The organism is Rhizobium favelukesii, from assembly GCF_000577275.2.
Lineage (GTDB): Bacteria > Pseudomonadota > Alphaproteobacteria > Rhizobiales > Rhizobiaceae > Rhizobium > Rhizobium favelukesii.
Map to the genome: position 1 here is coordinate 639,644 of NZ_HG916852.1, position 25,127 is coordinate 664,770.

27 protein-coding genes and 1 pseudogene are annotated in these 25,127 nt (G+C 61.1%); 13 read left to right on the forward strand and 15 right to left on the reverse strand.

From position 1 onward, the window contains the following. Window positions 1–27 precede the first annotated feature (27 nt). The 3 genes from LPU83_RS41530 to LPU83_RS41540 are packed head-to-tail and all read left to right on the forward strand — an operon-like array spanning window position 28 to window position 2,196. The gene (locus LPU83_RS41530; protein WP_024313145.1) at window positions 28–1,338 is read left to right on the forward strand and encodes a metallophosphoesterase family protein; all 1,311 of its coding nucleotides are present in this window, start codon (window positions 28–30) and stop codon (window positions 1,336–1,338) included. Window positions 1,339–1,369: 31 nt separating this feature from the next. After that, complete coding sequence (locus tag LPU83_RS41535) at window positions 1,370–1,834, forward strand: hypothetical protein (protein ID WP_024313144.1); 465 nt, start codon at window positions 1,370–1,372, stop codon at window positions 1,832–1,834. Further along, window positions 1,831–2,196 carry a hypothetical protein gene (locus LPU83_RS41540; RefSeq protein ID WP_024313143.1) on the forward strand — a complete coding sequence of 122 codons (366 nt, stop codon included), beginning with the start codon at window positions 1,831–1,833 and terminating at the stop codon, window positions 2,194–2,196. The genes LPU83_RS41535 and LPU83_RS41540 overlap by 4 nt, the downstream gene beginning before the upstream one ends. Before the next feature lie 528 nt (window positions 2,197–2,724). Here LPU83_RS41540 and LPU83_RS41545 read toward each other — a convergent pair. Next, entirely contained in the window at window positions 2,725–4,107 is a 1,383-nt protein-coding gene (locus LPU83_RS41545; RefSeq protein WP_037068948.1) for an IS701 family transposase, read from the reverse strand. 168 nt (window positions 4,108–4,275) lie between these two features. On the opposite strand from LPU83_RS41545, the gene LPU83_RS41550 reads away from it, so the two are divergent. Then, window positions 4,276–4,482 carry a CsbD family protein gene (locus LPU83_RS41550; RefSeq protein ID WP_024313142.1) on the forward strand — a complete coding sequence of 69 codons (207 nt, stop codon included), beginning with the start codon at window positions 4,276–4,278 and terminating at the stop codon, window positions 4,480–4,482. Between the two features lie 50 nt (window positions 4,483–4,532). Here the strand turns inward: LPU83_RS41550 and LPU83_RS41555 are convergent, their stop codons facing one another. Next, window positions 4,533–5,552: a glycosyltransferase family 2 protein gene (locus LPU83_RS41555; RefSeq protein WP_024313141.1), complete on the reverse strand. Its 1,020-nt coding sequence runs from the start codon at window positions 5,550–5,552 to the stop codon at window positions 4,533–4,535. A gap of 18 nt (window positions 5,553–5,570) precedes the next feature. Then, window positions 5,571–6,410: a glycosyltransferase family 2 protein gene (locus LPU83_RS41560; RefSeq protein WP_231052191.1), complete on the reverse strand. Its 840-nt coding sequence runs from the start codon at window positions 6,408–6,410 to the stop codon at window positions 5,571–5,573. A 308-nt stretch (window positions 6,411–6,718) separates the two neighbouring features. On the opposite strand from LPU83_RS41560, the gene LPU83_RS41565 reads away from it, so the two are divergent. Beyond that, window positions 6,719–6,904 carry a hypothetical protein gene (locus tag LPU83_RS41565; RefSeq protein WP_024313139.1) on the forward strand — a complete coding sequence of 62 codons (186 nt, stop codon included), beginning with the start codon at window positions 6,719–6,721 and terminating at the stop codon, window positions 6,902–6,904. 136 nt (window positions 6,905–7,040) lie between these two features. Here the strand turns inward: LPU83_RS41565 and LPU83_RS41570 are convergent, their stop codons facing one another. After that, window positions 7,041–9,062 (reverse strand): methyl-accepting chemotaxis protein, encoded by a 2,022-nt coding sequence (locus tag LPU83_RS41570; protein WP_024313138.1) that lies wholly within the window; start codon window positions 9,060–9,062, stop codon window positions 7,041–7,043. Window positions 9,063–9,305: 243 nt separating this feature from the next. Continuing rightward, window positions 9,306–9,518, reverse strand: coding sequence for a hypothetical protein (locus LPU83_RS41575; protein WP_024313137.1), 213 nt, complete (start codon window positions 9,516–9,518; stop codon window positions 9,306–9,308). 56 nt (window positions 9,519–9,574) lie between these two features. Between LPU83_RS41575 and LPU83_RS41580 the strand changes: the two genes are divergently transcribed. Then, on the forward strand, window positions 9,575–10,450 hold the full coding sequence (locus LPU83_RS41580) for a transporter substrate-binding domain-containing protein (protein WP_024313136.1): 876 nt from the start codon (window positions 9,575–9,577) through the stop codon (window positions 10,448–10,450). Window positions 10,451–10,500: 50 nt separating this feature from the next. Here LPU83_RS41580 and LPU83_RS41585 read toward each other — a convergent pair whose 3' ends face one another. The 5 genes and pseudogenes from LPU83_RS41585 to LPU83_RS41605 form a co-directional block, all read right to left on the reverse strand. Next, window positions 10,501–10,914, reverse strand: coding sequence for a tellurite resistance TerB family protein (locus tag LPU83_RS41585; protein ID WP_024313135.1), 414 nt, complete (start codon window positions 10,912–10,914; stop codon window positions 10,501–10,503). 53 nt (window positions 10,915–10,967) lie between these two features. Next, window positions 10,968–11,705, reverse strand: a pseudogene (locus LPU83_RS41590) (thermonuclease family protein). A gap of 11 nt (window positions 11,706–11,716) precedes the next feature. Next, window positions 11,717–12,382: a S24 family peptidase gene (locus LPU83_RS41595; protein WP_024313134.1), complete on the reverse strand. Its 666-nt coding sequence runs from the start codon at window positions 12,380–12,382 to the stop codon at window positions 11,717–11,719. Window positions 12,383–12,487: 105 nt separating this feature from the next. Beyond that, window positions 12,488–13,135 (reverse strand): response regulator, encoded by a 648-nt coding sequence (locus LPU83_RS41600; protein WP_024313133.1) that lies wholly within the window; start codon window positions 13,133–13,135, stop codon window positions 12,488–12,490. Between the two features lie 90 nt (window positions 13,136–13,225). Then, on the reverse strand, window positions 13,226–13,624 hold the full coding sequence (locus LPU83_RS41605; RefSeq protein ID WP_024313132.1) for a hypothetical protein: 399 nt from the start codon (window positions 13,622–13,624) through the stop codon (window positions 13,226–13,228). A 108-nt stretch (window positions 13,625–13,732) separates the two neighbouring features. Here LPU83_RS41605 and LPU83_RS41610 point away from each other — a divergent pair, with 108 nt between their 5' ends. After that, window positions 13,733–14,086 (forward strand): DUF952 domain-containing protein, encoded by a 354-nt coding sequence (locus tag LPU83_RS41610; RefSeq protein ID WP_176703573.1) that lies wholly within the window; start codon window positions 13,733–13,735, stop codon window positions 14,084–14,086. Continuing rightward, a complete protein-coding gene (locus LPU83_RS41615) occupies window positions 14,083–15,171 on the forward strand; it encodes a quinone-dependent dihydroorotate dehydrogenase (RefSeq protein WP_024313130.1) in 1,089 nt (362 codons plus the stop codon). Before LPU83_RS41610 ends, LPU83_RS41615 begins: the two co-directional genes overlap by 4 nt. Here the strand turns inward: LPU83_RS41615 and LPU83_RS41620 are convergent. Genes LPU83_RS41620 through LPU83_RS41630 form a run of 3 tightly spaced genes read right to left on the reverse strand, consistent with a single transcriptional unit; the run spans window position 15,147 to window position 17,290 of the window. Continuing rightward, on the reverse strand, window positions 15,147–16,493 hold the full coding sequence (locus LPU83_RS41620) for an MATE family efflux transporter (protein WP_024313129.1): 1,347 nt from the start codon (window positions 16,491–16,493) through the stop codon (window positions 15,147–15,149). The two genes, LPU83_RS41615 and LPU83_RS41620, sit on opposite strands and share 25 nt — an antisense overlap. Window positions 16,494–16,524: 31 nt before the next feature. Beyond that, a complete protein-coding gene (locus tag LPU83_RS41625; protein WP_024313128.1) occupies window positions 16,525–17,022 on the reverse strand; it encodes a CAP domain-containing protein in 498 nt (165 codons plus the stop codon). Between the two features lies 1 nt (window position 17,023). Next, entirely contained in the window at window positions 17,024–17,290 is a 267-nt protein-coding gene (locus LPU83_RS41630) for a DUF6460 domain-containing protein (RefSeq protein WP_024313127.1), read from the reverse strand. A 146-nt stretch (window positions 17,291–17,436) separates the two neighbouring features. On the opposite strand from LPU83_RS41630, the gene LPU83_RS41635 reads away from it, so the two are divergent. Continuing rightward, a complete protein-coding gene (locus LPU83_RS41635; RefSeq protein ID WP_024313126.1) occupies window positions 17,437–18,369 on the forward strand; it encodes a class I SAM-dependent methyltransferase in 933 nt (310 codons plus the stop codon). A 216-nt stretch (window positions 18,370–18,585) separates the two neighbouring features. After that, window positions 18,586–19,221, forward strand: a complete 636-nt coding sequence (locus tag LPU83_RS41640) for a YitT family protein (RefSeq protein WP_024313125.1) — start codon at window positions 18,586–18,588, stop codon at window positions 19,219–19,221. Here LPU83_RS41640 and LPU83_RS41645 read toward each other — a convergent pair. Next, on the reverse strand, window positions 19,218–19,679 hold the full coding sequence (locus LPU83_RS41645) for a carboxymuconolactone decarboxylase family protein (protein ID WP_024313124.1): 462 nt from the start codon (window positions 19,677–19,679) through the stop codon (window positions 19,218–19,220). The two genes, LPU83_RS41640 and LPU83_RS41645, sit on opposite strands and share 4 nt — an antisense overlap. A gap of 27 nt (window positions 19,680–19,706) precedes the next feature. Continuing rightward, the gene (locus LPU83_RS41650; protein ID WP_024313123.1) at window positions 19,707–20,207 is read right to left on the reverse strand and encodes an RrF2 family transcriptional regulator; all 501 of its coding nucleotides are present in this window, start codon (window positions 20,205–20,207) and stop codon (window positions 19,707–19,709) included. A gap of 175 nt (window positions 20,208–20,382) precedes the next feature. Here LPU83_RS41650 and LPU83_RS41655 point away from each other — a divergent pair, with 175 nt between their 5' ends. From LPU83_RS41655 to LPU83_RS41665, 3 genes are all read left to right on the forward strand, one after another. Then, the gene (locus LPU83_RS41655) at window positions 20,383–21,138 is read left to right on the forward strand and encodes an ABC transporter substrate-binding protein (RefSeq protein ID WP_024313122.1); all 756 of its coding nucleotides are present in this window, start codon (window positions 20,383–20,385) and stop codon (window positions 21,136–21,138) included. Between the two features lie 63 nt (window positions 21,139–21,201). Beyond that, window positions 21,202–22,455, forward strand: a complete 1,254-nt coding sequence (locus LPU83_RS41660; protein ID WP_024313121.1) for an NAD(P)/FAD-dependent oxidoreductase — start codon at window positions 21,202–21,204, stop codon at window positions 22,453–22,455. 156 nt (window positions 22,456–22,611) lie between these two features. After that, window positions 22,612–25,122, forward strand: coding sequence for a ligase-associated DNA damage response DEXH box helicase (locus LPU83_RS41665; RefSeq protein WP_024313120.1), 2,511 nt, complete (start codon window positions 22,612–22,614; stop codon window positions 25,120–25,122). Window positions 25,123–25,127 lie beyond the last annotated feature (5 nt).

Below are 25,127 nucleotides of genomic sequence, written 5' to 3' on the forward strand. Positions count from 1 at the left end.
AGAAATTCAAGCGATGGGAGTGCAGCCGTGAACAATCAATCCATGCAGGTTAGTCGGCGGAACGTTCTCCTTGCCTCCGCTGCCGGCACGCTGGCGCTCGCTGCGCGCAACGCGGCGGCGCAGGATGCTTCCAAGGCCGGTTTCTCGTTTGCCGCCTATGGAGACTCGCGGCCTATGATGTACTTGCCTTCCAAGGAGGGAAGTCCCGATCTGACGCAGATGTTCGTGGAAATGTTTGGGCTGGTCATGCCCGAAAAGGTCGCCAAGGAGGTGGTGGAGAAGGACGTGAAGCTGACCTTTGATCCCACCACCAAGGAGCTTATCCAGGTAGTCATGCCGTTCACGTCCAAGAGCGAAATCACGACCATGACGCTGGACCAGGGCTGGGTCACCGAGGCCTCCGTCGAGGATGTGAAGCTGCTTCCCGGCGTGCACCGGACGATGTTTCGGCTTGCAGGTGGCGAGTGGGTGGCGCGCGAGATCGTCCAGGACGTCAAGGCGGGACGCGCCGAATTTGTGGTTAGCAGCGGCGACGTCGTCTGGTGGGGAAATCAGGGACTCACGGTCACCGACAGCCCGTACTGGAAGCGCGTCAACGACACAATGCTGAAGCAATTGCCGCCTCCGGATAGCGATATGCTTGCGGCCGGGTTGGAAGGCCGCTGGTTTATCGGTGTGGGTAATCACGAGGTTTGGGCCGATCCCAAGATCGAGGGTGTGCTTACCGCAGTGCCCTATCTGAAGAAGTTAGGCGTGACGCCGGAGAACCTGATCTACAAATTCGACTTCAAGGGCGCCCGCTTCATCTTCCTGTGGAGCGGCAAGACCGACTACCGGTCGCCGTCCCTATGGGATGCCGACCGACCGAAATATGCAGACCAAATGAAGCAGATGCAAGCGTGGCTGGACGAGGCCAAAGCCAATGGCATTGGCAAGGCTTTCATCGCATTTCACTACCCAGTGTTCTGCCGATCTGGTTTTGGAGCCATTCCAGCCGCCGACAATCCGCACAAGCTGATCGCGGCCTATGCCAAGGACATGGAGATCGTCGTTTTCAACGGGCACGTCCACACCACCGAAATGTTCGAGGTCGACGGCGTCAAATACCTGGTCTTGGGCGGTGGAGGGGCGGAGCAGGATCCCACTCTTCCTGGCCGGACGAGCATCAAGGTGCCTGACGACTACCCACCGGACCTTTACTGGAAAGGGCAGCCGCCGAAGGAAGACTACAACTACGTCCTCGTGGATGTCGTGCCCGGCCAGAAGACCAAATTTACGCTCAAGCGCTTCCGGCCTTGGTCGGCCGAGCCCTACGCGACAGTTGAGCTGTTCGTATGAGGAGGTCGCTTCTGGAGCCAGGAGCGCGATCATGCCGACAGCGCTTCTGATCGTTCATGGCCTTGTCGCGGTCGCTTTGCTCGGTGCGATAACGCACCAGGTGTTGTCGACGTGGGCGCCGGTGCACAATCGGTTCGGTTCCGTATTCAGCCGCTTTCGCGCCGTGCCGGCCGCCTCGTTCGCCAACGCCGTTACTTTGTTATATGCGGTCTCGGCGTGTCTGGGTGGGATCGTTTACCTGTATTTTCGAGTCGACATCAGGCCGGGTCTGGAGCAGGCCGGCCAGTGGTCCGCGCTAGGCCTTTTCGACCTCAAGGAGCATTTCGTCGCCATCGGCGCCGCGTTGCTGCCGGCCTACTGGGTGTCCTGGCAACGCCCGCTATCCGAAGAACGCTCCCGAACCCCAGCCGCTCTGACCCTGATCCTCGCGTTCGTCGTCTGGTGGAGCTTTCTGATGGGTCACGTCCTGAATAACATCATGGGCTTTGGTCTATGACGTCGTCGCCCTTGTTCCGCCGGTTCGCGTTTGCATACGGGACGTCGTTTGCGGTCCTGTACGTTGTGGCGCTCAAGTTCGATCTCGCGCTGTTCACCGTCTATCCCTCCCTGGGCGTCGTCCTCCTTGGTACCCATCATTCCGGAGACGTCGCCGATCCGGCGGTAGGCTTCGCCGCGCCCGGCATGTACTGGTATGGGTGGGTCGCTACCGCCGCGCTCGCCGCGCTCATGACAGGCCTCATCGCCGTAGCACTACCGGCACGCTGGGCGAAGGGTGTCTGGCCGGTGATCGTGTGGGTGGCGCCGGTGGCGGCGATGATTGCGTGCGTTTATCTCACATTGCCTTGGTTTCGACTCTAGCCACCGGCTGAAGAACCGCAAGACGTACTCAGACATGCGATCTTGGTCGCGAAGCGCTTTCGATTCCGTTTTCTGCCCCAAATCGGTCACTCATTCAGGCCGAGCCGCAATGTCCACTCATGGCGCAAAGCCGCCTATCTCGTTCAGCCGACCTATCGTAACAGGGGGATGCGTGTAAACGGTCCAGCGTTTTATATCCCCAACCCGCTGCAGGTTTATTGCCCTGCCGGGGTCACCTGGCGAGACCTTTTTTTCGGGTCTGCACGAGGCAGAAATGGAGGCTTCAGAGTTTTACACCCCCGTTGATCTTATTGAGCAATCTCCGACAGAAATCGCACAGTTTTACTCTTAAGTGTTTGATAAAGGCCGATTAAGTCGAGCTTCCCAAGCTGAATACGAGGGTTCGATTCCCTTCACCCGCTCCACGAAGGCCACAGGGCGCATCGCCGACAACGCAGAAAGCAAAAAGATCCTGATCGCTACCTGACGGAGCGAAGCGGCGGAACACTCTTATCTCGACTTTGTACATTATGCAGCGAAGCAAAGTGCTTGTGTCATCCGCTTGAGGCGGCTTGGTTGAGTTTCAGGAATGTCCGGGTCTGGCGGGTGCTGTCGATAAATATCCTGATCCCACAGGATCATGCGAACCGCACCGATGGCATCGGAGAAGGTGAACTCTGTTTTCTTGTACCAGGCGGCGGCATAGGGAAGGACGCCATGACCGAGCAGATCGCATGCCCAGAGTGTGACGAGGCTGTAGAGCGCCAGCAGCGACGGGGTCGTGCGCATGATGGCTTTGTCGTTCCACTGCCGTTGGGTTTCCACGCCAAGATGCGCTCGCGTTTCGGCGAAGGTGACCTCGATCTGCCAGCGCCGAACGAAATAGGCAATGATCTGAGCGGGCTCAAGGTTGACGTTGGTGCTCATGAACGCCTGGGGTTCACGACGGCCTGATGGATCGCGAACGAGAACCCAGCGAATTGGTCTTGGGGGCGTTCCACGCCGATACCAGAGGCCGGTTCCTGATGTGACATCAAGGGTTTTGTCGGTTTGCTTGCCGTACCAGGACGATGCGACGATGCGCTGCCACTCGGTCTTTGCGTCTTTGAGGAGCGTTTTCAGTTTCGGCAATGGCCTGCCTTTTTGCGCCGGTCGCCCGAGCGTATGTTCGTGCCGTTGATCTGGTGGAGCAAAGAGACTGGCATCCAGACGCAACCGCGTGATGAGAGTGGCCGTGTCGGGAAGAGCCGCAGCCAGTGTATGAACGGCAAAGCTGCTATCGCCGACAAAGATGATTTCGCGGCCCGGCAGCCAGCGGCAAAGCTGCAAGACGCCTTGCCTTGCCCAATCAGTCAGCAGCTTGTGCTTTCGGCCCTTCTTCTGATCATGGCGCTCAGAGGGACACAGGATCGTCAGCACCGGCAGGGCTTTAATACATTTTGCCCATGGGACAGGTGAAAGAACCATGAAGCTCAACCATCTCAAGCCGCTGGCCTTGACAAAGTGGCCATGGCTGGAGCGCACCGGGTCACGATAAATTCCACGCGCGGCGATGCGTTGGCCCCAACGCCGTTCGATTGTATCATCCATGCCAATCACGACAGGGCCCTCGGGCACGAGCCGGGCAACAATGATGGACAGCAGACGGGCCGCCAACGTGCGAGGGTTCCAGCGGGCTCGGTTGAGGAGTTGATGATAGGCGGCAAAATTACTTACCTCCGCGCGTCCGGTGATGCGCAGGCAGGCCGTCACCGTTCGCTTGCCAGGCGAAAGGAGCGCACCCATCACCAGGACCAGCAGATGCTCCCAGCTTGGCGCGGTAAACCAGAAACGAAACGGCGACAGCCATTTGCGAAGGATGTGGGGGACCGCGTCTCCCGGCTCACGGCTACAATCATGTTGTTCGCTCATCCATTCGTTCGAATCCGATCAAACGAATGGCGCAAGGCCGGGACCCTGCGGCGAATTGATTCACCCAGGGCTGCTCAGATGCCCCCGAAATCACCACCGATTTTGTACAAAGTCGAGCTTATGCCGCGGCCGTTTAGTCTCCAGTCCAACAAAGCAAGGAGAAACGTTATGGATTGGAACCGCGTCGAAGGAAACTGGAAGCAGATGAAGGGCAAGATCAAGGAGCAGTGGGGCAAACTCACTGATGACGACCTTGATCAGATTGCCGGCAAGCGCGACCAGTTGGAAGGCAAAATCCAGGAACGCTACGGTATCGCCCGCGATCGCGCGCGGCGAGACATCGACGATTGGTACGGCAATCAGACTTGGCATTGACCATGACGAGCCCGGAGCCAACCCTCCGGGCTTTCCGCGTCATGCCAGCTTCACGATGGGAAGTTGATCTTGGTCATGAAGCCGCGATCGATCAGTTGCTGCGGCCCGTCATAGCGAATCGACTGACCGTAGCTGAAGTCGATTTCCCCTTCGCGATGAAGGACATCCATCATCTTCTGGTAGTGCTCGGAAGAATTATAGTGCTGCTTGCCCTCAGCTGCTTCGGCTATCTTGGCCTTGTAATTGGTAAAGAATTTGAAGTGCAGGATAGCGCCCCAGACAGACGGGAAATTGCGCTCATATGGCAGTGGCTGGTGCGGGCTGCTACCAAAAAAGCATTCATTGTCCCAATAAATGACGGGGTATTTGATAAGCTCATTGCCCTCAGAAAATTTCCGCCCTCTCGGACCGCCATTAATACTAATGCCGCGTTTGGTAAGCGTTGATACATAGCTATCGCCATCAAGGTAGCGCGAGAACTGCCAAGGCCTGTCGATAGGAGGCGAGGCTTCGGCGACTTCGCTCAATTTAGGATACATATCCAGCATTGGCGCTGCCATTCGCTTGAGGTTGCGAGCTTCAAGCGCATTGATAAGTGATGACAATGGTCGTCTGAAGCAGTCGTCGTAGACGAGGAACTCATCAGAATCGACGTTCAGATACCATCGGTCGAAGCCATAAGTGGCGAACAGACGTTCCCGCCAATTTCGGCCCCGCCTCGCGTTCCCATACCTCACCGGAGATGTCCAGACGTCAACGTCTGGCTCACTCAAAAGGGCCTCTCTCGTGCCGTCTGTCGAGACGTCGTCAACGCAGATGAACCGCGTCACGCCCAGCTGGCGATAGTGTTGAATGAATGCGTTTAAAAGAACAGCGTCGTTATGGGTAACAAAGACAAGGGGCACATCTGCTGACGTGAGGGGCTTGATCTCGCGAACTGGCTGGATGGTCACATCAGCTCGATTGCGCCTCTCGCGGCGCGTTACCCGAAATGTGTCATAGCCCGTCTGGAGACGATCGAGGAAAGAGCGCGCAAGATCGGGCACGCCGGAGAGAAACGGGTAGTTCATGAGTGGGACACAGGACTCCTAGAATATCCAAAGCAGCTTATAACGCGTTTTCCGGCGTGCATCGTTCCAACACATCCTGAAAAACTTCGCTTTCGTCAAAAGACCCGTCGGTGGCAGTTTGTCGACCAGGCGGTAGCAGCCAAGGGTGTATGTCAGTCGTTGGGAGAGCTTATCACGAAACCCCTTCGCCCCATACCTTTGCTCGGAACCCGATCCTTCCCTGAAGTCCAAGGTGGGGCCGGGGACATAGGCGACCAGATCGCGAACGACAAATTCCGAGAGGACATAAGAGGCGAAGCCCCAAGGATTGCCCAGTTCGTACCAGCGCGCCATCAATATATCGACTGACCGCGATCTGAACATGCCGTAGATCCACTCGGACGGAAATGTCAGATTGCGTGGTACGCGACCTTTTGCATACGACTCCTGAAAGTTGAATATGTTGGCTGCCGGATTCTTGAGCTTGAAGCCTTGGGCATTGAAGCTCTTTGTCGAGCAGGCGGCGAGCAACTTTGCGTCGTCGGCATCGAGCGCCTCGACCAGCTTTCCCAAGAAATCTCGAGATGAAAGATCGTCGGCTGCCCGAAGGCAAAAATAGCCTGCCGCCTCAGCGCCGAGCTTCATGGCCTTGGCGAAGTTAGCTTCTGCACTCAGATGGGTTTCGTTTGATATGACGGAAAAGCGGGCATCGTCCTCGCAGAAGCGCTGCGCCACCTGCAATGTCTCATCTGTTGAGCAGTTATTGAGGATAATGGCGCGGAAATCGCCGAAGTCCTGACCGGCGATTGACTGCAAGCTCTCTCGCAGGGTCGTTGCGCCGTTGTAGACCGGAAACATCACCACAACTCTGGCATTCATCGGCAAGACACCACGACAGAACCATTAATCGAAAAAAAGCTGCCGATATCCACGCGCGGCACCGGCTTCCCAGCTTTGGGTCCCCGCTGATTTATCCCCTTGCCACGGAAATGCAACGGCCACGTAGCCAGCCTGCCTTGATCGCCTTGCAAACACCGCGAAGGATGCCCTTAAGACGTAGGCTCGCAGGAAATTTCGATAGTTGACAATCCTCTAATAAACATAGTTAATTTTTAACTATTCTCCGATATCACGGGAACGCAGACGACCCCTTGGTCGTTGTCGGCATGATCAGGAGGAGTGGCAGCATGCTTTTGAAGATTTTCACGGCAAAGCGCGAAATCCGGGACAATGGCGATACCGGCACCTATGCGGATGGCTACCATGCGCCGGAAGCGCCTCTTGCGTCGGCGCGCGATGACGATCGTGCTTCCTATGAGCGCGATTATGGTCGCGGCCGCAAGGTAGAACAGATTCCGCTCGGGTTTGCCTGAGTTCTCTTTTTGAGTTGCCTCTCGGCGCGAGCTTGCGTGCCCTGCAGCGAAGCCATGGCTTGCTGCTTGAAGTCAGAAGACGATAATCAAAGGGTGGCAATGAGCCGCCCTTCGTCTTTTGTGTCTTTTGGTTGGATCAGAATTCCGTCCAGTCGGCGTCGTCGCGCGCGCTGGAAGGAGCGCTGCCAGCACTGAAGGCGCTTGCAAGCTTCTGCCCGAGCGCCCGAGCCGGCGAGTTGGACGGGCGTGTGATCCCTGAAGTGGCGATGCGGACCGGCGCTTTTCTGGCTGCGGTCGGCGGCACGGCCGGACGTGGCGCGGAATGGATCGGAGTGCCCTGGAGTGGAACGCCGGCGACGGTCGCGCTGAACCCGCCGGTGCCGGTGAGCTTGAACTGGTCGAGCAGATTGTTCAGTGTCGCCGCTTCCGTCGCGAGCTTGTGGCTCGCCGCCGTGCTTTCCTCCACCATGGCCGCATTCTTCTGCGTTCCCTGGTCCATCGTGTTCACGGCCGTGTTGATCTCGTGCAAGCCGGTCGATTGCTCGCGGGCGGCTTCGGCGATCGCGTCGACGTGCTTGTTGATCTCCTGGACTTCATGAACGATGGCATCCAGCGCCTTGCCGGTTTCGCCGACAAGCGACACGCCCGTCTGCACATGACCGCCTGACGCGGTGATCAGCGACTTGATCTCCCTGGCGGCGTTGGCCGAGCGCTGCGCGAGTTCGCGCACTTCCTGAGCAACGACGGCAAAGCCCTTGCCGGCTTCACCCGCGCGGGCGGCCTCGACGCCGGCGTTGAGTGCGAGAAGGTTCGTCTGGAAGGCGATGTCGTCGATGACGCCGATGATGTTGCCGATCTCCGCCGAGGACTGCTCGATCTGCTGCATGGCGTTGACTGCCTTGCGCACGACCTGGCCGGACTTTTCGGCACCCGCCCGCGTGCGCGCCACGAGGCCGCGTGCTTCATCGGCGCGTCTGGCGGCATCCTTCACCGTGGTGGTGATCTCCTCAAGTGCGGCCGCCGTCTCCTCGACGGAGGCGGCCTGCTGCTCCGTGCGCTTTGAAAGCTCGTCTGCGGAGGCGCGGATCTCGCTTGCGCCGGCGGTGATGGAGCGGGCGTTGGCGCCGACCGTCTGCATGGTGTCGTTCAGCCGCAGGATCGAGTTGTTGAAATCTTGCCGCAGCGTGTCGAGATTGCCAACAAAAGCTGTGTCGATCCGTGATGCGAGGTCCCCGGCGGCCAGTCGGCGCAAGCCGTCGCCAAGCGCGCCAACCGCGCGTGAGAGGTCTGCGGCGTCGGTCGCGCGCTGCGCCTCGCGCTCGCGGCGTTCGCTGTCGCTGAGATTGCGGTTCCTCTCGGCCTCGCTCTCGAGCCGGAGGCGCTCGACGGCGTTGTCGCGGAAGACGGCAACGGCGCAGGCCATTTGGCCGATTTCGTCGCGACGATCAAGGCCGTCGATCGCGCTCTGCGTATCGCCCCGCGCGAGCTGTGTCGTCCGATCACGCAGACGGGCCATCGGGGCGGTGATCCCCGCTTGAGCGACCCATACGCTAAGGCCGAGCGCGCCTAGTACAGCAAGGCCGATCAGCGCGAAACAGAAGGTTATGCGCTGGTTGACCGTGGAGGAGAGCGCATCGCCGCCGTCGTTCAGCAACGCCATCAGCGCGTCGTTGTTGGCGATCATTTTCGGGGTGACCGTGTTCAACTTGGCGTTCAGCATGCTGGCCGCAAGCTGCGCGCCAGCGCTGTCCTTTGCCTTGGCAAGGGCGACGACCTTGCTGGAAAGCGCTTCCATCTCGCCAATGCCGACAAGAATGTCGTCGATTGCCTGCGTGCGGCTTGGAACCAGGGCGGCGGCCTGTTCGAGACGTTCGCGCGCCTGAGGCATCTTGCTTGGCGTTGCGAGCGCCGTATTGAAAGCGGGCGTGTCCGGCTTGAGGCCGGCGATCAGCGTCACCTGAAGCACGGCGGCTGTTGCCGAAGCGCTGGCGCGCGATGCCTGCATGGCAGCCATCGCCTCGTGGTCGATGAAGGCACTGTAGGCGGCGTCGGCACCGCGAAATTCCGTGATGACGTAAACGAGGCCCCCGAGCGCGATCGCTCCGAGAAGCGCGACGACAGATATGATCTTCGTCTGGATTTTGAAATTCTTCAGCATGGATATGTCCAGTCGTTTCATCCGGCCAATGGCGGGCCGGCTATGAAAGCATTTTAAGAGGCAGGGCATGACGCATGACACGGCATGGTGGGATGCCTTGAAGGCTCGACATGCGCATCATGCATTCGGCCCGCGAGCCGGCGTCGTCCCGGCGAATAGAATGGGACATTGTTTAATGCGCCCCTAACGCTTACTGCCTGTCCCAGGAAAAATTTGGACCGTGCCGCCTAGTGCCGAGCGGCGCTAAGCGCGACGCAACCTCTTAGGCGTGGTGACGGGTGCACGAGGCGTCCTGTCCCAGAAGAAGGGTCTTCTCGGCAGCTCGAAAAGCGCGCGCCATGCCGCGACGAAATCATGCGGGACATAGATCCATCGCCAGCCGACGCTGCGCCTTTCGTCTCGCAGCATCAGCGCGCGGTCGTCGATCCCGCCCGGCGCATATTCCCCGACACGCATGACTCTGATACACCGTTTCCAGAATGGCAGTGCGTGCTTCCCCGAGGCGGATCATCATGGTGCAATTTAAACTGGCATCCCTGAATCTTAAGGGGCTATGCAGCTTTCTGCTATGTATGGTTGTATTTTTTTGCCCGCTCTCGCTGTTCGCCCAGCAGGCGGCGCCGAGCTTGCCGCTGCTTTTCGATTCCAGGGAGCGCCTTGCAAAGCCGGACCTTTCGTCGCTCGTGCGCCTGCGGTTCCTGACGACGATCGATTTTCCGCCGTTCAACTTTACGGATCAGAACGGCAAGCTTGCCGGCTTCAACATCGATCTCGCCCGCGAGATCTGCGATGAACTAGAGATTGCAAGCAAATGCCAGATCCAGGCACTGCCGTTCGTTGACCTGAATGCTGCGCTGGCAGCATCGCAAGGCGATGCCGTCATCGCCGGCATTGCCGTCAGCGAGGAGTTGCGGCGGCAATTCGCCTTTTCTCGCCCGTATCTGATGCTGCCCGCCCGCTTTGTTCGAAACTTGAAGGCTCCCATCAAGGGTGAAGATGCCAGTGTTTTGGCCGACCATTCGGTCGGCGTCGTCAAGAAGACGGCGCACGAGGCCATGCTGTCCGCCTATTTCCCGAAGGTGAAGGTCGTATCCTTCGACAGCAAGGATGCCCTTTTGGTGGCATTGAGAGAGGGCAAGGTGGAGGCTGCCTTCGCAGATTCCCTCCAGCTTTCGTTCTGGGTTTCGTCACAGGCTTCGGCGAAATGCTGCGCGCTCTTCGACGGGCCCTATCTCTCCGAGCAGTTTCTTGGCGAAGGCATGACGATTATGCTGCGTCAGAAGGACGATGTTCTGACGGCAGCGCTCGACCATGCGCTGGCAGCGTTGTCGCGCAGTGGCCGCCTGCAGGAAATCTACCTGCGCTATTTCCCTTACGGCTTGTACTAAAGGCGCATGTCTTTATCTCGAAACCGGTTCCCATTTTCGGGAGACACGCGTTAGCCCTTGCGGAAGCGGGCGATCGCGCTGCGCTCGATGGCGGCGCAGGTCAGCTTGTCGAGGCCGAGGCGATCGCGCAGCAGGCTGAGCAGGCGCAATTCTTCCGCCTTGACCGAGAGATCGGCCGAGGCAACTTCGACAGCTAGGGCGTAGGCCGTGTCGTAGAGGCGCGAAGGCAGCGTGTCCTTGACGGTTTCAAGCACGATGTCGAGACCCTCGGGGCCGGCCAGCAGCGCTGCGCAGTCGCGCGCAACAGAAATCAGCTTCTCGTCGTCGAAATCATGGAAGACCGGCAGGAAGCCGATCAGTTGGCCGATGCGCTCCATCTCGCGATCGTTCATCGTGCTGTCGACGGCGGATGCCATCACCATCACGTAGATCAATGCGTCGTGGGCGGAAAGCGGCTTGTTCATATCTCGATGATTCCTCTGGAACGAGCTCAGAGTCTAGGAACTGGCCAGCGATATTACAAGCCGTCAAGCGGTCGATCGGAAGGCAGATTCTCGGGGATGCTGGTTTCTGCGGCGCTGCGAGGGTCGTCACCATAGAGGCCTTTGCCTGTCTGCCTTGCCTTCTCGCCGACTTCGGCAAGCGCAGATCCCTTTTCAGCCTCTGCCCAGCCGTTTTCGACGAGCCACTGCGAAATGTCCTGCGTGCCGATCCTGCAGGCGGCGGTAACTGTGCCGGTCCACTAACTGCTATCGAGATCGCAGCGGACGGTTCTGAGGCGCAGAAACAGCCGCACATTGGTTTTCGCCAGCATTCCGCATGGCCATTCCCGGCCTTTCCTGTCGGTGCATATCTTGTCTGCTGGCGTAGGATTGATGCCGGCAAGTTGCAGGCGGCGTTCGCCAAACGCCAGCACGCCCGCACTTTCGGCGACGGGGCGAACGAGGTTCGCGTCCTTGTCTTCGGCGATTCTTGCCGGTTGCGCCGGCTCCGCTGCCGCAATGCGCTCGAGTGGCTTGCCGTCGACGACGGCTGGGTAAAACTGGCTGACGTCGTCGACGCGCCGCGCATTCATGCTGGCTTCGGGACTTGTCGTTGGTCGCGCTGCGGCGGCGGGAGGCGGCACATGCAAATCCGTCGGAGCTGCAGTCTCCTCCGGATCAAGGGCCGAGCCAAGCCGCTCTCCACCCGCCGCGATCAGGCCGGCAACAGTTCCGATCCCTGCAACAGCCGTCAGAATTGCCGCGGGACGCATGGAATATCTTCCTACTGGCTGGCCCAGATGATGCGGGCGATCCAATCCACGTCTGAAAACTCGATCGTCCGGTTCGGATGCTCGGGGTTGAGCGACATCAATTCGATCGATCGCGGGCTCTGGCGCAACAGTACCTTGGCCATAACCTCGCCCTCGCGCGTCTTGACGACGACGCGATCGTTGCGGCGAACTTGCGCGCCAGGCGCGACGATCAGAACGTCGCCGTCGCGGTAGAGCGGCATCATGCTCTCGCCCTGAACCTCGAGCGCATAGACGCCCACCTTCTGCGAAGGCGCCGTTGGGAATTCCACGACGTCCCAGCCTTGCCCGGCCGGAGAGCCGCCATCATCGAAGAAACCGCCGGCGCCGGCCTGCGCAAAGCCGAGAAGCGGGATCGAGCTGCCCTGCGGCGGGAAGGCGCCCTCCGGAAGGCTGGAAAAGCTGCCTGCCGGGCGCATGAAGGCCAGGAATTGCTCCATGCTGGCGCCGGTTGCATCCAGCACCTTGGCGATCGATTCCGTCGATGGCCAGCGCAGCCGTCCATCGGCAGACAGTCGCTTGGACTTGTTGAAGGAGGTCGGATCGAGCCCCGCGCGTCGGGCAAGGCCGGACGGCGTCAGGTCATGCCGTTCGGCAAGCCTGTCGATCGCTCCCCAGATTTGCTCGTGTGACAGCATGTCGCCTGATTCCTGCGCGCGTGCGCGATCCTTCAACGGCGAAATATTAACCGCAAGCCCAGCGGGAGTAAAGAGATGAAAGGAATAAAATCCTGTCCCGAGGCCTCAGGCCACCATTGCCATGTTGATCTTCCCGAGCTGGATCACCGCTTGCGTGCGGCTATCGACATTGAGCTTGAGCAGGATGGCCGAGACATGCGCCTTGATCGTCGCCTCGGAAACGCCGAGCTCGTAGGCGATCTGCTTGTTGAGAAGGCCTTCCGCCAGCATCGTCAAGACACGGCTCTGCTGTGGTGTCAGCGTATGCAGACGGTGGATCAAGTCTGCGACGTCAGGGTCCAGTTCCTGTCCGTCCCGGTAGGTCTCTGGCGTGGCGATATCGCCGGCCAGAACCGTCTGGATGCCGCGGCGGATGTCGTCGATCCCTGAGGATTTGGAGATGAAGCCGGATGCGCCGAGTTCCAGCGCGCGGCGGATCGTGGTCGCATCATCGGTCGCGGAGATGATGACGATCGGCAGCCCGGCGAATTCGGAGCGCAGCGCCATCAAGCCGGAGAAGCCGCTGACGCCAGGCATCGAAAGATCGAGCAGCATCAGGTCCGCTTCCGGGTGTTCCCCGGCGGCCATCCGCGCTGCGGCGAAATCGCCGGCTTCGACGATCTCAGGATGGCCTTCCATGCCGATCACCGCCTGACGAAGCGCATCACGGAAAAGCGGATGGTCGTCGGCAATGATGATTGTCTGTTCCTGCATCGATCGCTCCCTCCCAAGGGCCCGATTGCCTGGTCATGGCTCGTGCTCCCCACACGATACATGCCTTCATTCTGATATGACTATACCAAATCATGTCTTTTGCGGAAGGGTATTGCGCTCCTCCTCGCTTTGGAATTCCTTGACTATCCCCATGAAGCTGCGCATCCAACGCTCCATGATGCCGATCGAGCGGTCGATTTCCGCGTCTGAGGGCAGGGCCTTGTTGACGATGCTCTTGTTCTCCAGCGCCGTGACGCGGGCCGAAAGTCGGTCGAGTTCCTGCTCGTAGGCGGCGCGCTCGTCGGCGGCCATTCGGCAGGCGAGAGTACCGTCCTTCTCCTCGCAGAGCGACATGGCGCCAGTCTTCCGGTCGAGGCGCACGAAGTGGTCGCCGCTGCGCTCCAGCTGGAATCGGGACGTGTCTGTTTCTGCCGCGTGGCCACCGAGCGGCAACAGAAGCGCAAAAAGGCCGATTGCGATATGTCTCATGATTTCCTCCGGAAATCTCGGTGGCCGCCGCATTTTTCGCAGCGAGGCGTGGACATCGCCTTCGCTTTGCGGCAAAGCCCGGGAAAGACCAGTCATTCCGAGGCCATCATGACCCTGACACCCACGCTTTACAAGATCGTGACGGAAACGCTCTGGCAGGAGACGAAGGCGGCCGGCATTTTCCGGGGTGCCGGGATTGACCTCCAGGACGGTTATATCCACTTCTCGACAGCCGCCCAGGTCAAGCAGACGGCGGCACTGTATTTCGCGGGTCAGACGGGGCTTCTGCTCGTTGCCGTCGATGGCAGCAAGTTCGGCGAGGAGCTCGTTTTCGAACCGTCACGCGGCGGCGATCTCTTCCCGCATCTCTATGCCGATCTGCCGTTCTCGGCCGTATTGTGGGAAAAGCCGCTGCCGCTCGATGCCGCCGGCCAGCATATATTTCCGGACCTTCAGCCATGATCGATCTGTTCAAGCATGCCGCCCGCAAGGGGCTCTTCCTCTTCGACCCAGAGACTGCGCACGGCATGTCGATCGCCGCGCTGAAGGCAGGTGCCGTTCCAGCCTGCCGGATCGCGCCCGATCCGCGCTTGAGGCAGAGTATTGCCGGCCTCGATTTCGTCAATCCGATCGGTATGGCCGCCGGCTATGACAAGAATGCCGAAGTGCCGGAAGCGCTGCTGAAGATCGGCTTCGGCTTTACCGAGATCGGCACCGTGACGCCGAAGCCGCAATCCGGAAATCCGCGACCGCGTATCTTCCGGCTGGTCGAGGATGAAGGCGTCATCAACCGCCTCGGCTTCAACAACGAGGGACACGACGCCGCCTTCGCGCGGCTATCGGCCGTGCGCGGCAACGGCATGATCGGCGTCAACATCGGCGCCAATAAGGACAGCGAAGACCGCATCGGTGACTATGTTCTCGGCATCCGCCGTTTCTATTCCGTCGCGCGCTATTTCACCGCCAACATCTCCTCGCCGAACACGCCGGGCCTGCGCGATCTGCAGGCGCGCGAAAGCCTCGCTGCGCTCTTGTCGGCGGTGCTTTCCGCCCGCGATGCCGAGGCCGCTAAGTCTGGCAGGAAGATCCCGGTCTTTCTGAAGATCGCGCCCGATCTGACGGAGGAGGGGCTGGATGACATCGCGGCCGAGGCATTGTCGCACGCGCTGGATGGCCTGATCGTCTCGAACACCACGCTTTCCCGCGATGGCCTTAGGGATCAGCGCCAGGCGAAGGAAGCGGGCGGGCTCTCCGGCAAGCCGCTGTTCGACAAATCGACCGCCGTTCTGGCAAAGATCCGCAGGCGTGTCGGCGGGGCGATGCCGATCATCGGCGTCGGAGGCGTGTCGTCGGCGGAAACGGCGCTGGAGAAGATCAAGGCCGGCGCCGATCTCGTACAGCTCTATTCCTGCATGGTCTATGAAGGGCCGGGACTGCCGGGCACGATCGTCCGCGGCCTATCGAAGCTGCTGGATCGCGAGCAGGTGAAATCGATCCGCGACCTCAGGGACAGCAGGACGGATCACTGGGCAACGCGGAACGTCTGATCCGCCCGCCGCCGGACGAGCATCGCCAGGAATACCCCGCGAACTAGCAGGAAGCCGTTCATCGCCAACCACAGGCCGTGGTTGGCAAAGAGCGGCACGAAAACGGCGAGCGCGACGAGGTAGCCGGCAAACGACATCAGCATGCGGTTGCGCATGTCCGTCGACCACGTGGCGCCAATGAACACCCCGTCCATCAGGAAGGCGAGGGCGCCGGTAAGGCCGGTGACGGCGGCCCAGGGCAGGTAGGTCTCGGCCGCCTGCTGGACTTCCGGCGATGTGGTCAGCACCGAAATCAGCCAGGGACCGGCCAGCAGGAAGAACACCGAGATGATGCCGGCAAGTCCGAAAGACCAGAGCGCCGACAGCTTCAGTCCGCGGTCGAAGGCCGGCCGGTAGCGTGCACCGATGGCACGTCCGGTGATCTGTTCGGCCGCGTTGGCAAGTCCGTCGAGATAATATCCCGAGAGCAGGAAGAAGTTCATCAGCACGGCGTTGGCAGCGAGCGTCACCGCCCCGAAGCTGGTGCCGATCCGCGTCATCAGCGTGAAGGCGGCAAGCAGCACGAAGGTGCGGATCAGGATGTCGCGGTTCAATGCGAAGAGTTCGGCCAACTGATGCCGCGAGAAGATCTGCGCACGCGTCGGTCGGTCGGCGTGGTCGAAGCCGCGGAGGACGATCAGCAGGCCGACGACTGCACCAGCCGTCTCGCCGACCATCGTTCCCCAGGCGACACCGGCGACACCCCAGTCGCGCCAAAGGCCCAGGTAAATCGCGAGCACGATGTTGGTGCCGTTGATGATCGTCTGCAGCAGGAGCCCGACACCGCCCTGGCCGCGGCCGAGCACGAAGCCGAGGATCGCGTAGTTGGCGAGCGCTGCCGGTCCGGCGAGAATGCGGATGGAGAAATAGATGCTGGTCGCAGCCGCAACGGCGTTCTCCGGTCCCATCAGCTTCAGCCCCGCTGCGAGAAGCAGCGGCGACAGACAGAGAAGCGCCACGCCGCAGCCGAGCGCCGAGATCAGCGCCCGCCAGAAAACGCCCTGCTCAGCATGCCGGTCGTGCCGCCCGAAGGCCTGGGCGGTCAGCCCGGTGGTGGAGGCGCGCAGGAAGTTGAAGCTGCCGAGGATCAGGTCGAACAGCATGGCCCCGATCGCAAGCCCGGCGAGCGCGTCCGGCTGGCCCGTATGCCCGACGACGCCGGTGCCGACGAGACCGAGCAGCGGCGTCGTGATGAAGCCGAGCGTCATCGGAATCGCGATGGAGAGCACCAGCCGGTGCGTCACGTCGAATGCCAGCCTGTTTCCGTGACCGTGGGTATCCATGCTTGCCTCTGAAAGCTGAGGCAGAATCGTCTCAGCCGGAAAGCACCATTGCCCAGTAGGGCACGTTTCTGGAAGCGGAATTGTGGGCGACCGCAACGCCCAAGCCATTATATCGGCCGAGCATGTTCTCCAGATGGTGCGGCGAGTTGATCCAGGCGGTCACAACCGAGGGAACCGACTGCTGACCGGCCGCGATGTTTTCAGCGGCCGGCATCTGCACGCCGCTTGCCTTGACGCGCGGGGCAAAGCCGTCACCGATGCCCATGACGTGCTTCATCTTGCCGGCAGATGCCATGCGCTTTGCCTGAAACATCGCCGCAGCCTTTGCCGCTGGATCAGCCGAGAGCGGCGGCAGCCCGTTCTTGCTGCGCAACTGGTTGACAAGCGGCAATGCGTCCGCCGTCTCGTCGTCGCCGTTCGAAGGAATGGAGGATAGCTGGGGTGCCGTGGTGCAACTGGCGACGCCAGCGATGAGTACAAGCCCAGACATGTGCAGCAGGCCGCGTCGCGAAAGGATGAGAGAAGTCATGTTAGCGCCGATAGCTGAAGAGACGGATGAGAAGGAAGACGGGAATGACAATGGTCGCGCCAAGCAGCAGATAGTCGCCGACGCGTCCGAGAGCGGAAAAGCCGCGATGCCAGACTTCCAGAACGAAATTGCGGAAGCCGTAGATGAAATCGAGCGGCGCCCAGCCGAACACGGCCATGATGAAGCCGACGATCAACGATACGACCAAAAGCTTGACCAATGTGCGGCCGACGGAATCGCCGAGAAACTTGTTCACCTGATCGGACATGCGCCATCTCCTGTTTATCCCTGAAATACGGACGCGAATCGCTGCTCGCAAGCCTTTTTCAGGTCTGGCGTCCTCGCCTCTGAAATAGGACTTGAGTTTTTTTGTGGCCGCGGCCAAATGCGGGCCGATGCCAACAGGTCTTCACCATGCAGTCCAACCAGCTCACTTCAGGCGACGTCATCGCCGACCGCCGTGCCGACTACGCCAAGATGCTCGACGAAAGCGGCGAGCCGCATGCCGCCGCCGAACTGATGGAGCAGGCGCTGGAGCTGGTACCGCGCTGGGCTGCCGGCTGGTATCGCCTTGCCGGCTACCGTGAGAAATCAGGCAACACGGCCGGCGCGATCGAGGCCTACACGCAGACCTTGGATGCGAGCCCGGACGATATTTTCGGTGCGAAGCTCAAGCTTGCTCTGCTCGGCGAGGTCATGACACCCGACCAGCCACCGAGCAGCTATGTCGAACGCCTGTTCGACGACTATGCGGATCGCTTCGAGACGTCGCTGGTGGAGAAACTGGACTACAGCGTTCCGGGGAAGCTTGCCGCACTCGTTGCCACGACGGGCAGGCACTATTCGCTGGCCGTGGATCTTGGCTGCGGCACCGGCCTGCTGGGGCCTGAGATCCGCGATCGCGTTGCGCGCCTCGAGGGCTTCGATCTGTCGCGGAACATGCTTGCCAAGGCGGCCGAAAAGCATGTCTACGATCACCTGGAACAGGCCGATCTGTCGTTGGCTCCGGAGGCCACGGGCCTCTTTGCGGAGGGTGCGAGGCATCGTGCCGACCTCGTCACGGCGGCTGACGTCCTGATGTATCTCGGCAATCTCGAGAGCGTGTTCGAGGCTGTTTCAGCGCTTGTCGTGCCGGGTGCCGATTTTGCATTTTCGGTCGAGGATGCCGGCGGAGACGATGGGTTCCATCTCGCGCCGTCGTTGCGCTACTCCCATTCCGAAGCCTACGTCCGCGCGCTCTGCGCCCGCTATGGCCTTGATGTCAGCGCCGTCAGCAAGACGGCCATTCGCAAAGATGGCGCAAACACTATTTCAGGCATTCTGTTCCTTACGCATAAGGCGGTATAGCGGAACGATTCTTGCGAAGTGATAATAGGTCAGTATTGCTTACGTATTTCGCTTGATTGCAGTGCAAAATCGCCTGATAACCCTACGTCATTCGCCACAGCACGGGGGCGCTCGCAAGAGCCCGAAAACGCTCGGCATCATTCATCATCCACATTTTGTCCCGCTCGGGCCTTCCCCCCGGGTGCGCTTGGACTCTGCCGTTTGGGGATCAACGACATGGCACAGCTCTTCAATGCCCTCGGCTTCTGGAACACCAGTGCCACCCGCCATACCCCGATCGAGGACGTTCAGGGCATTTTCTCGGGCAGCCTCATTGCGGCATTAGGACTCTTCATGCTGGCCAGCGCCGGCCTGCTGACCGGCAGCACCGCCGGCATCGCGTTCCTGCTCCACTATGCCTTCGGCGTGAACTTTGGTCTCGCCTTCTTCCTGCTCAACCTGCCGTTCTTCTATCTGTCGTGGACGCGGCTCGGCATGGCCTTCACGGTAAAAACTTTCATCGCCATCGGCCTGACGTCCGTCATGACCAGCTTGCAGCCGAAGGTGATGGACATTTCGGCCATTCATCCTGCTTGGGCGGCCCTGCTCGGCGGTCTTTTGCTGGGGTTCGGCCTTCTGGCCCTCTATCGCCACCGCGCCAGCCTCGGCGGCGTCGGCATTCTCGGCATCTACATGCAAGAGCGTTTTGGGATCCGCGCGGGCCTTGTGCAGATGGCGATCGACCTCTGCGTGCTGGCTGTCGCCTTCTTCGTCACCACGCCACCGGTGGTGTTTTATTCGGTTCTCGGCGCGGTGGTGTTGAACCTCTTCGTGGCCATCAACCACCGCGCCGATCGCTATATCGCGCTTTAGGCGGCCTGTGCCGGCTTGTCGATCGGGTGCTGTGACCGGAAGCCGACAGCGAGCCGGTTCCAGACGTTGATCGCGCCGATCGCCACCGTGATCTTGGTGATGGCTTCTTCCGTAAACTGCGCCTTCAGGGCTTCGAAATCGGCGTCCGGTGCACCGGTTTCGGCGATGCGGGTGACTGCATCGACCCAGCCGAGCAGGGCGCGTTCCTTGGCGTCATAGACCGGCGATTCCCGCCACACGCACATCAGGTTGATCCACTGCTCGCTCAGGCCGTCATGGCGGGCTTCCTTAACGTGCATGTCGACGCAATAGGCGCAGCCGTTGATCTGCGAGGCGCGAAGCTTGATCAGATGGATGAAGCGGCGCTCGAGGCCCGATCCCTGAACATATTGCTCCAGTGCGGCAACAGCCTTGTAAGCTTCCGGCGATGCCTTGGCGAAGTTGAAACGTGCTTGCATGGTTCATTCTCCTTTGGGTTTTGCGGCTCAGCGAGCCGCTCTTCGTTCATTCAATTCAAGGAAGGCGCAGCCGCGGGCGGCGATCCCGCCGTCATCGTCAGCAGTCAGCTGCGCAAGGATGTCCGCGATGCTGGTCTTGGCGAGCTCGGCGCGGTAGGCGCGCTCGGCCCGGAGCATCGCCGCGCTGATCTGGCACGGCTTGGCGAAATAGCGTTGCGGTAGTTGGTTCGGTCCACGCTGGCGGATCTCGCTGCAACGGAAGGCCGGCTCCGGCCCTTCGACCGCGAGGACGATATCGAGGAGGCTGATGTCATCGGTCTGTTTCGCCAGCCGATACCCGCCCTTCGGGCCCGGAACCGTATTTAGGATGCCGGCACCGGAGAGCGCCTGCAGGTGCTTCAGAAGATAGCTCGTCGAGACGCCGTGAAACTCCGCAAGTGCGGCGGCCGAGAGCACGCCCCCTTCGGAAAGGCCGGCCAGCATAGCAACGCTGTGTATGGCCTGCTCGACGCCATCGCCCAATTTCATCGGAAAGTCTCCTCAATTCGTGGATAAAATATATCTATGATTAGGCGACGCGTCAAGTCGGCATATGAGCGAGATAGAATACAAGGGGTGCCGTGCTCGTGCGGGGTTGTGAAGCGGCAAGGAACCGCTAAAGTCAGCCCTGTTGGGCAAAAACAATTCCAATAAGGGAACAGCAATGAGAAAGACCATCTTCCTGGCGGCCGCTGCCTTGCTTGCGGCGACGCATCTCGCCTCCGCCGAGGACACGATCCGCATCGCAACGGAGGGCGCCTATCCTCCCTTCAACTACGTCGAATCCGACGGCAGCCTCAAGGGTCTCGACGTCGACATGGCCAATGCGCTCTGCGAGGAGATGAAGGCCAAATGCACGATCGTCGCACAGGACTGGGACGGCATCATTCCGGGGCTTCTTGCCAAGAAGTACGATGCCATCATCGCGTCGATGAGCATCACCGAGGAGCGCAAGAAGCAGATCGACTTCACGAACAAGTACTACACGACGCCGCTCGCGGTCGCCGTGCCGAAGGATAGCGCGCTGAAGGGCGTCAGCGTCGAGGACATGAAGGGCAAGGTCGTCGGCGCGCAGGCTTCGACCACGCAGGCCGACTACGCCAACGACGTCTACGCGAAGGGCGGCGCCGAGGCGAAGATGTATCCGACGCAGGACGAGGCCGTCGCCGACCTCCAGAACGGCCGTATGGACGCGTTGATCTCCGACAAGTTTGTGGTGGTCGATTGGCTGAACAAGGCCGGCAAGGATTGCTGCAAGCTGCTCGGCGACGTGCCCGGCACCGAAACGCAAGCCGGCATCGGTATCCGTCAGGGCGAGACCGAGCTGAAGGAGCGCTTCAACAAGGCCATCGACGCGCTCGTCGCCAACGGGAAGTATCAGGAAATCACCAAGAAATACTTCCCGTTCGACATCTACTGATCGCTTGCCGATCCAATCGCGCGGAGGCCCAAAGCCTCCGCGCCCTTTGACCAAGTCCATCCGATGAAAACAGATATCCTCGTTCTCGGTGCCGGCATTGTCGGCGTCAGTGCGGCCATTCATTTGCTTGATCGCGGCCGGTCCGTCATCCTTGCCGATCGCGGCGAGCCGGGCGGCGGCACCAGCTACGGCAATGCCGGGCTGATCGAGCGCTCCTCCGTTATTCCCTACGCCTTCCCGCGGCAGCTCGGCGCCATTGCCAAATATGCGCTGAACGGTTCATCGGACGTGCGTTACGATCCGGCCTATCTGCCGCGCATTGCCACATGGCTGGCGCGCTACTGGTGGCATTCCTCGCGGACCAATCTGGAGAAGGCGACGCGGGCGTTGCTGCCCTTGATCGAGGCGAGCGTCTCCGAGCATGACAAACTGATTACCCGCGCCGGTGCCTCCGAGCTCATCCGCGAACGCGGCTGGGTGTCGTTCTACAAGAATCCGCGCCGTTTCGAGGCCGCTCGTGCGGAGGCCGAAAGTCTGTCTGCCCACGGTCTGGCGATCCGCATTCTTGATGGAAGCGAGTTTCTGGCGCTGGAGCCCGCCTTTGCCGCCGCCGGCAGCCGCATCTCCGGCGGCGTGCACTGGCTCGACCCCAAGACCGTGACCGACCCGCAGGCGCTGACGGCTGCCTATGCGACGCTATTTGCGACGGCCGGCGGCCAGATCGTCCGCGCAGATGCCTCCGCATTGCGCGAGGAGAAGAACGGCTGGTCGATCACCACGGCCGAAGGCGAGATCATCGAAGCCGGCGAGATTGTCGTCGCCCTCGGCCCGCAATCCGGCCTGATCTTCCGCAAGCTCGGCTACCCCTTACCGCTGGCGATCAAGCGCGGCTATCACCGCCACTATGCGCAGCGCGAAGGTCAGCCACTTGGCCATTCGGTCGTCGACGAGGAGGCGGGCTACGTGCTGGCGCCGATGGCGCGCGGCATCCGGCTGACGACGGGCATCGAATTCGCTGCGCCCGATGCGCCGCCGAATACCATCCAGCTACGCCGCGACGAGGCTCATGCCCGCGCGCTGTTGCCGCTCGGCGAGCCGGTGGAGGCGACGCCCTGGCTCGGTCTGCGGCCATGCCTGCCCGACATGCGTCCAGTGATCGGTCCAGCGCCACGCCATCGCGGCCTCTGGTTTAATTTCGGCCACGCCCATCACGGCTTGACGCTCGGCCCCGCCAGCGGCCGGCTGCTGGCAGAGCAGATGGCCGGCAACGATACCTTCGCCGATCCCAAGCCGTTCCATCCGCATCGCTTCCTCTAGATCAGGATGATTTAGGCCGATCGGGCCGAACATCTGAATCCTGATCTACTTCAAAGAGATAGCGCGGGATTTCGGCCGAAAACCAGTTACACTTTTCGGCATCCCGCTCTAGATCCGCCATTCTATTTCGACGGTCGGTGCGCTACCTTTAGCGCCGTGGACCAGATCGATTCCGAAGCCCGCATTGTCCTGCCTCCGCCTTTCGCCCGCTGGTTCGCGGACAAGGGGTGGCGTCCACGTGCCCATCAGCTGGAATTGCTGGCCCGCGCCGAGGCCGGCGAAAGCACGCTGTTGATCGCGCCGACCGGCGCCGGCAAGACGCTCGCGGGCTTCCTGCCCTCGCTGACGGACCTGACCCGCCGCGGCAGGATCCCGCCGGGCTCCCGCTTCACCGGCATCCACACACTCTACATCTCGCCGCTGAAGGCGCTCGCCGTCGATATCGAGCGGAACCTGATGAAGCCGGTGGAGGAGATGCGGCTGCCGGTGACGGTTGAGAACCGCACCGGCGACACACCGAACGCCAAGCGCCAGCGCCAGAAGTTGAGCCCGCCCGATATTCTGCTGACGACGCCAGAGCAGGTGGCCTTGCTGCTTGCCAATCGCGAGGCGGAGCGCTTCTTCAAAGACCTGAAATACGTCATTTTCGACGAGCTGCACTCGCTCGTCACCTCCAAGCGCGGCCACATGCTCTCGCTCGGCCTTGCCCGCCTGCGCCGGCTCGCCCCGTCTCTACAGACGATCGGCCTGTCCGCCACCGTCGCCGAGCCGCTGGACCTGCAGAAATGGCTGGTCGCGCAAGAGGGGGGCGAGGAGCGGCACGCCGGGCTGGTGATCGTCGAAGGCGGCGCCAAACCTGATATATCGATCCTCACCACCGAGGAACATATCCCCTGGTCAGGTCATTCGGCGAAATACGCGATCCCCGATGTCTACCGGCAACTTCTCGAACACCGCACGACGCTGCTCTTCGTCAATACCCGCTCGCAGGCCGAAACGCTGTTTCAGGAGCTCTGGACTGCGAACGAGGAAAACCTGCCGATCGCACTGCATCACGGCTCCCTCGATGTCGCCCAGCGGCGAAAGGTGGAAGCTGCGATGGCGGCCAACCGGCTGCGCGCCGTCGTCGCCACCTCCACGCTCGACCTCGGCATCGACTGGGGCGATGTCGACCTCGTCGTGCATGTCGGCGCGCCGAAGGGTGCCTCTCGTCTCGCCCAACGCATCGGTCGTGCGAACCACCGCATGGACGAGCCCTCGAAGGCGATCCTTGTGCCCGCCAATCGCTTCGAGGTGATGGAATGCCAGGCCGCACTCGACGCGAACTATATCGGCGCGCAGGACACCCCGCCGGTCGGCAGAGGCGCGCTTGATGCGCTCGCACAGCATGTGCTCGGTATGGCCTGCGCCGAGCCGTTCGAGATGCTGGAACTTTACGACGAGATCAGGAGTGCCTCACCTTACGCCGATCTCTCCTGGGAGACCTTCGAGCGCGTCGTCGAATTCGTCGCGACGGGCGGCTATGCGTTGCGCACCTATGAGCGCTATGCCCGTATCCGCAAGACCAAGGAAGGCCGCTGGCGCGTCTCCAATCCGCAGGTCGCCCAGCAATACCGGCTGAACCTCGGCACCATTGTCGAAAGCCCGATGCTCAATCTGCGCATGGTCAAGCGCGGCGAAGGCGGCCGGCTCGGCCGCGGCGGCGCGCCGTTGGGAAAGGTCGAGGAATACTTCCTCGAACAGTTGTCGCCCGGCGATACCTTCATCTTCGCCGGCAAGGTGCTACGCTTCGAGGGCATCCGCGAAAATGAGGCGCTCGCCTCGCAGGCCTTCTCAATGGATCCGAAGATCCCGTCCTATGCCGGCGGCAAGTTTCCGCTTTCCACCTATCTGGCCGATCAGGTGCGCTCGATGATCGCGGACCCGGAGCGCTGGCGTCACCTGCCGGATCAGGTACGGGACTGGCTGGCGATCCAGCAGGAAAAATCGATGCTGCCGAAGCGCGACGAGCTACTGATCGAAACTTTCCCGCGCGGCAGCCGCTGCTACATGGTCATCTATCCCTTCGAGGGGCGACTGGCGCACCAGACGCTCGGCATGCTGCTGACACGGCGATTGGAGCGCGCCGGCGCCAAACCGCTCGGCTTCGTCGCAACGGACTATTCGCTCGGCATCTGGGGCTTCGAGGACATGGGGCTGATGATCCGCAACGGCAGGCTCAGCCTCGCTGATCTCTTCGACGAAGACATGCTGGGCGATGATCTCGAAAGCTGGCTCGACGAATCCTTCCTTTTGAAACGTACCTTCCGCAATTGCGCCGTGATTGCAGGCTTGATCGAGCGCCGTCATCCGGGCAAGGAAAAGACCGGGCGGCAGGTCACGGTCTCGGCCGATCTGATTTACGACGTGCTCCGGACACACGAACCGGATCATATCCTGCTGCAGGCGACGCGGCAGGATGCCGCAAGCGGGCTTTTGGATATTTCCCGGCTTGGCGATATGCTGAGGCGAATCAAGGGCCACATCACGCATCGGGCGTTGGACCATATCTCGCCGCTAGCGGTGCCCGTCATGCTGGAGATCGGCAAGGAGCCGGTGCATGGCGAGGCTCACGACGCGGTGCTGGCCGAAGCCGCCGACGACCTGATTGCCGAGGCGCTGGCCTAGAGAAA

Bases quoted from the DNA above. Each gene is read 5' to 3' on its own strand.
- LPU83_RS41650 (WP_024313123.1), bottom strand. From the start codon at position 20,207: ATGAAATTGGGCGATGGCGTCGAGCAGGCCATACACAGCGTTGCTATG.
- LPU83_RS41600 (WP_024313133.1), bottom strand. From the start codon at position 13,135: ATGCAGGAACAGACAATCATCATTGCCGACGACCATCCGCTTTTCCGT.
- LPU83_RS41615 (WP_024313130.1), top strand. From the start codon at position 14,083: ATGATCGATCTGTTCAAGCATGCCGCCCGCAAGGGGCTCTTCCTCTTC.
- LPU83_RS41610 (WP_176703573.1), top strand. From the start codon at position 13,733: ATGACCCTGACACCCACGCTTTACAAGATCGTGACGGAAACGCTCTGG.
- LPU83_RS41555 (WP_024313141.1), bottom strand. From the start codon at position 5,552: ATGAACTACCCGTTTCTCTCCGGCGTGCCCGATCTTGCGCGCTCTTTC.
- LPU83_RS41640 (WP_024313125.1), top strand. From the start codon at position 18,586: ATGGCACAGCTCTTCAATGCCCTCGGCTTCTGGAACACCAGTGCCACC.
- LPU83_RS41595 (WP_024313134.1), bottom strand. From the start codon at position 12,382: ATGCTGTCACACGAGCAAATCTGGGGAGCGATCGACAGGCTTGCCGAA.
- LPU83_RS41550 (WP_024313142.1), top strand. From the start codon at position 4,276: ATGGATTGGAACCGCGTCGAAGGAAACTGGAAGCAGATGAAGGGCAAG.
- LPU83_RS41660 (WP_024313121.1), top strand. From the start codon at position 21,202: ATGAAAACAGATATCCTCGTTCTCGGTGCCGGCATTGTCGGCGTCAGT.
- LPU83_RS41565 (WP_024313139.1), top strand. From the start codon at position 6,719: ATGCTTTTGAAGATTTTCACGGCAAAGCGCGAAATCCGGGACAATGGC.
- LPU83_RS41575 (WP_024313137.1), bottom strand. From the start codon at position 9,518: ATGCGTGTCGGGGAATATGCGCCGGGCGGGATCGACGACCGCGCGCTG.
- LPU83_RS41605 (WP_024313132.1), bottom strand. From the start codon at position 13,624: ATGAGACATATCGCAATCGGCCTTTTTGCGCTTCTGTTGCCGCTCGGT.
- LPU83_RS41625 (WP_024313128.1), bottom strand. From the start codon at position 17,022: ATGACTTCTCTCATCCTTTCGCGACGCGGCCTGCTGCACATGTCTGGG.
- LPU83_RS41630 (WP_024313127.1), bottom strand. From the start codon at position 17,290: ATGTCCGATCAGGTGAACAAGTTTCTCGGCGATTCCGTCGGCCGCACA.
- LPU83_RS41560 (WP_231052191.1), bottom strand. From the start codon at position 6,410: ATGAATGCCAGAGTTGTGGTGATGTTTCCGGTCTACAACGGCGCAACG.
- LPU83_RS41645 (WP_024313124.1), bottom strand. From the start codon at position 19,679: ATGCAAGCACGTTTCAACTTCGCCAAGGCATCGCCGGAAGCTTACAAG.
- LPU83_RS41580 (WP_024313136.1), top strand. From the start codon at position 9,575: ATGGTGCAATTTAAACTGGCATCCCTGAATCTTAAGGGGCTATGCAGC.
- LPU83_RS41540 (WP_024313143.1), top strand. From the start codon at position 1,831: ATGACGTCGTCGCCCTTGTTCCGCCGGTTCGCGTTTGCATACGGGACG.
- LPU83_RS41570 (WP_024313138.1), bottom strand. From the start codon at position 9,062: ATGCTGAAGAATTTCAAAATCCAGACGAAGATCATATCTGTCGTCGCG.
- LPU83_RS41620 (WP_024313129.1), bottom strand. From the start codon at position 16,493: ATGGATACCCACGGTCACGGAAACAGGCTGGCATTCGACGTGACGCAC.
- LPU83_RS41635 (WP_024313126.1), top strand. From the start codon at position 17,437: ATGCAGTCCAACCAGCTCACTTCAGGCGACGTCATCGCCGACCGCCGT.
- LPU83_RS41585 (WP_024313135.1), bottom strand. From the start codon at position 10,914: ATGAACAAGCCGCTTTCCGCCCACGACGCATTGATCTACGTGATGGTG.
- LPU83_RS41535 (WP_024313144.1), top strand. From the start codon at position 1,370: ATGCCGACAGCGCTTCTGATCGTTCATGGCCTTGTCGCGGTCGCTTTG.
- LPU83_RS41655 (WP_024313122.1), top strand. From the start codon at position 20,383: ATGAGAAAGACCATCTTCCTGGCGGCCGCTGCCTTGCTTGCGGCGACG.
- LPU83_RS41545 (WP_037068948.1), bottom strand. From the start codon at position 4,107: ATGAGCGAACAACATGATTGTAGCCGTGAGCCGGGAGACGCGGTCCCC.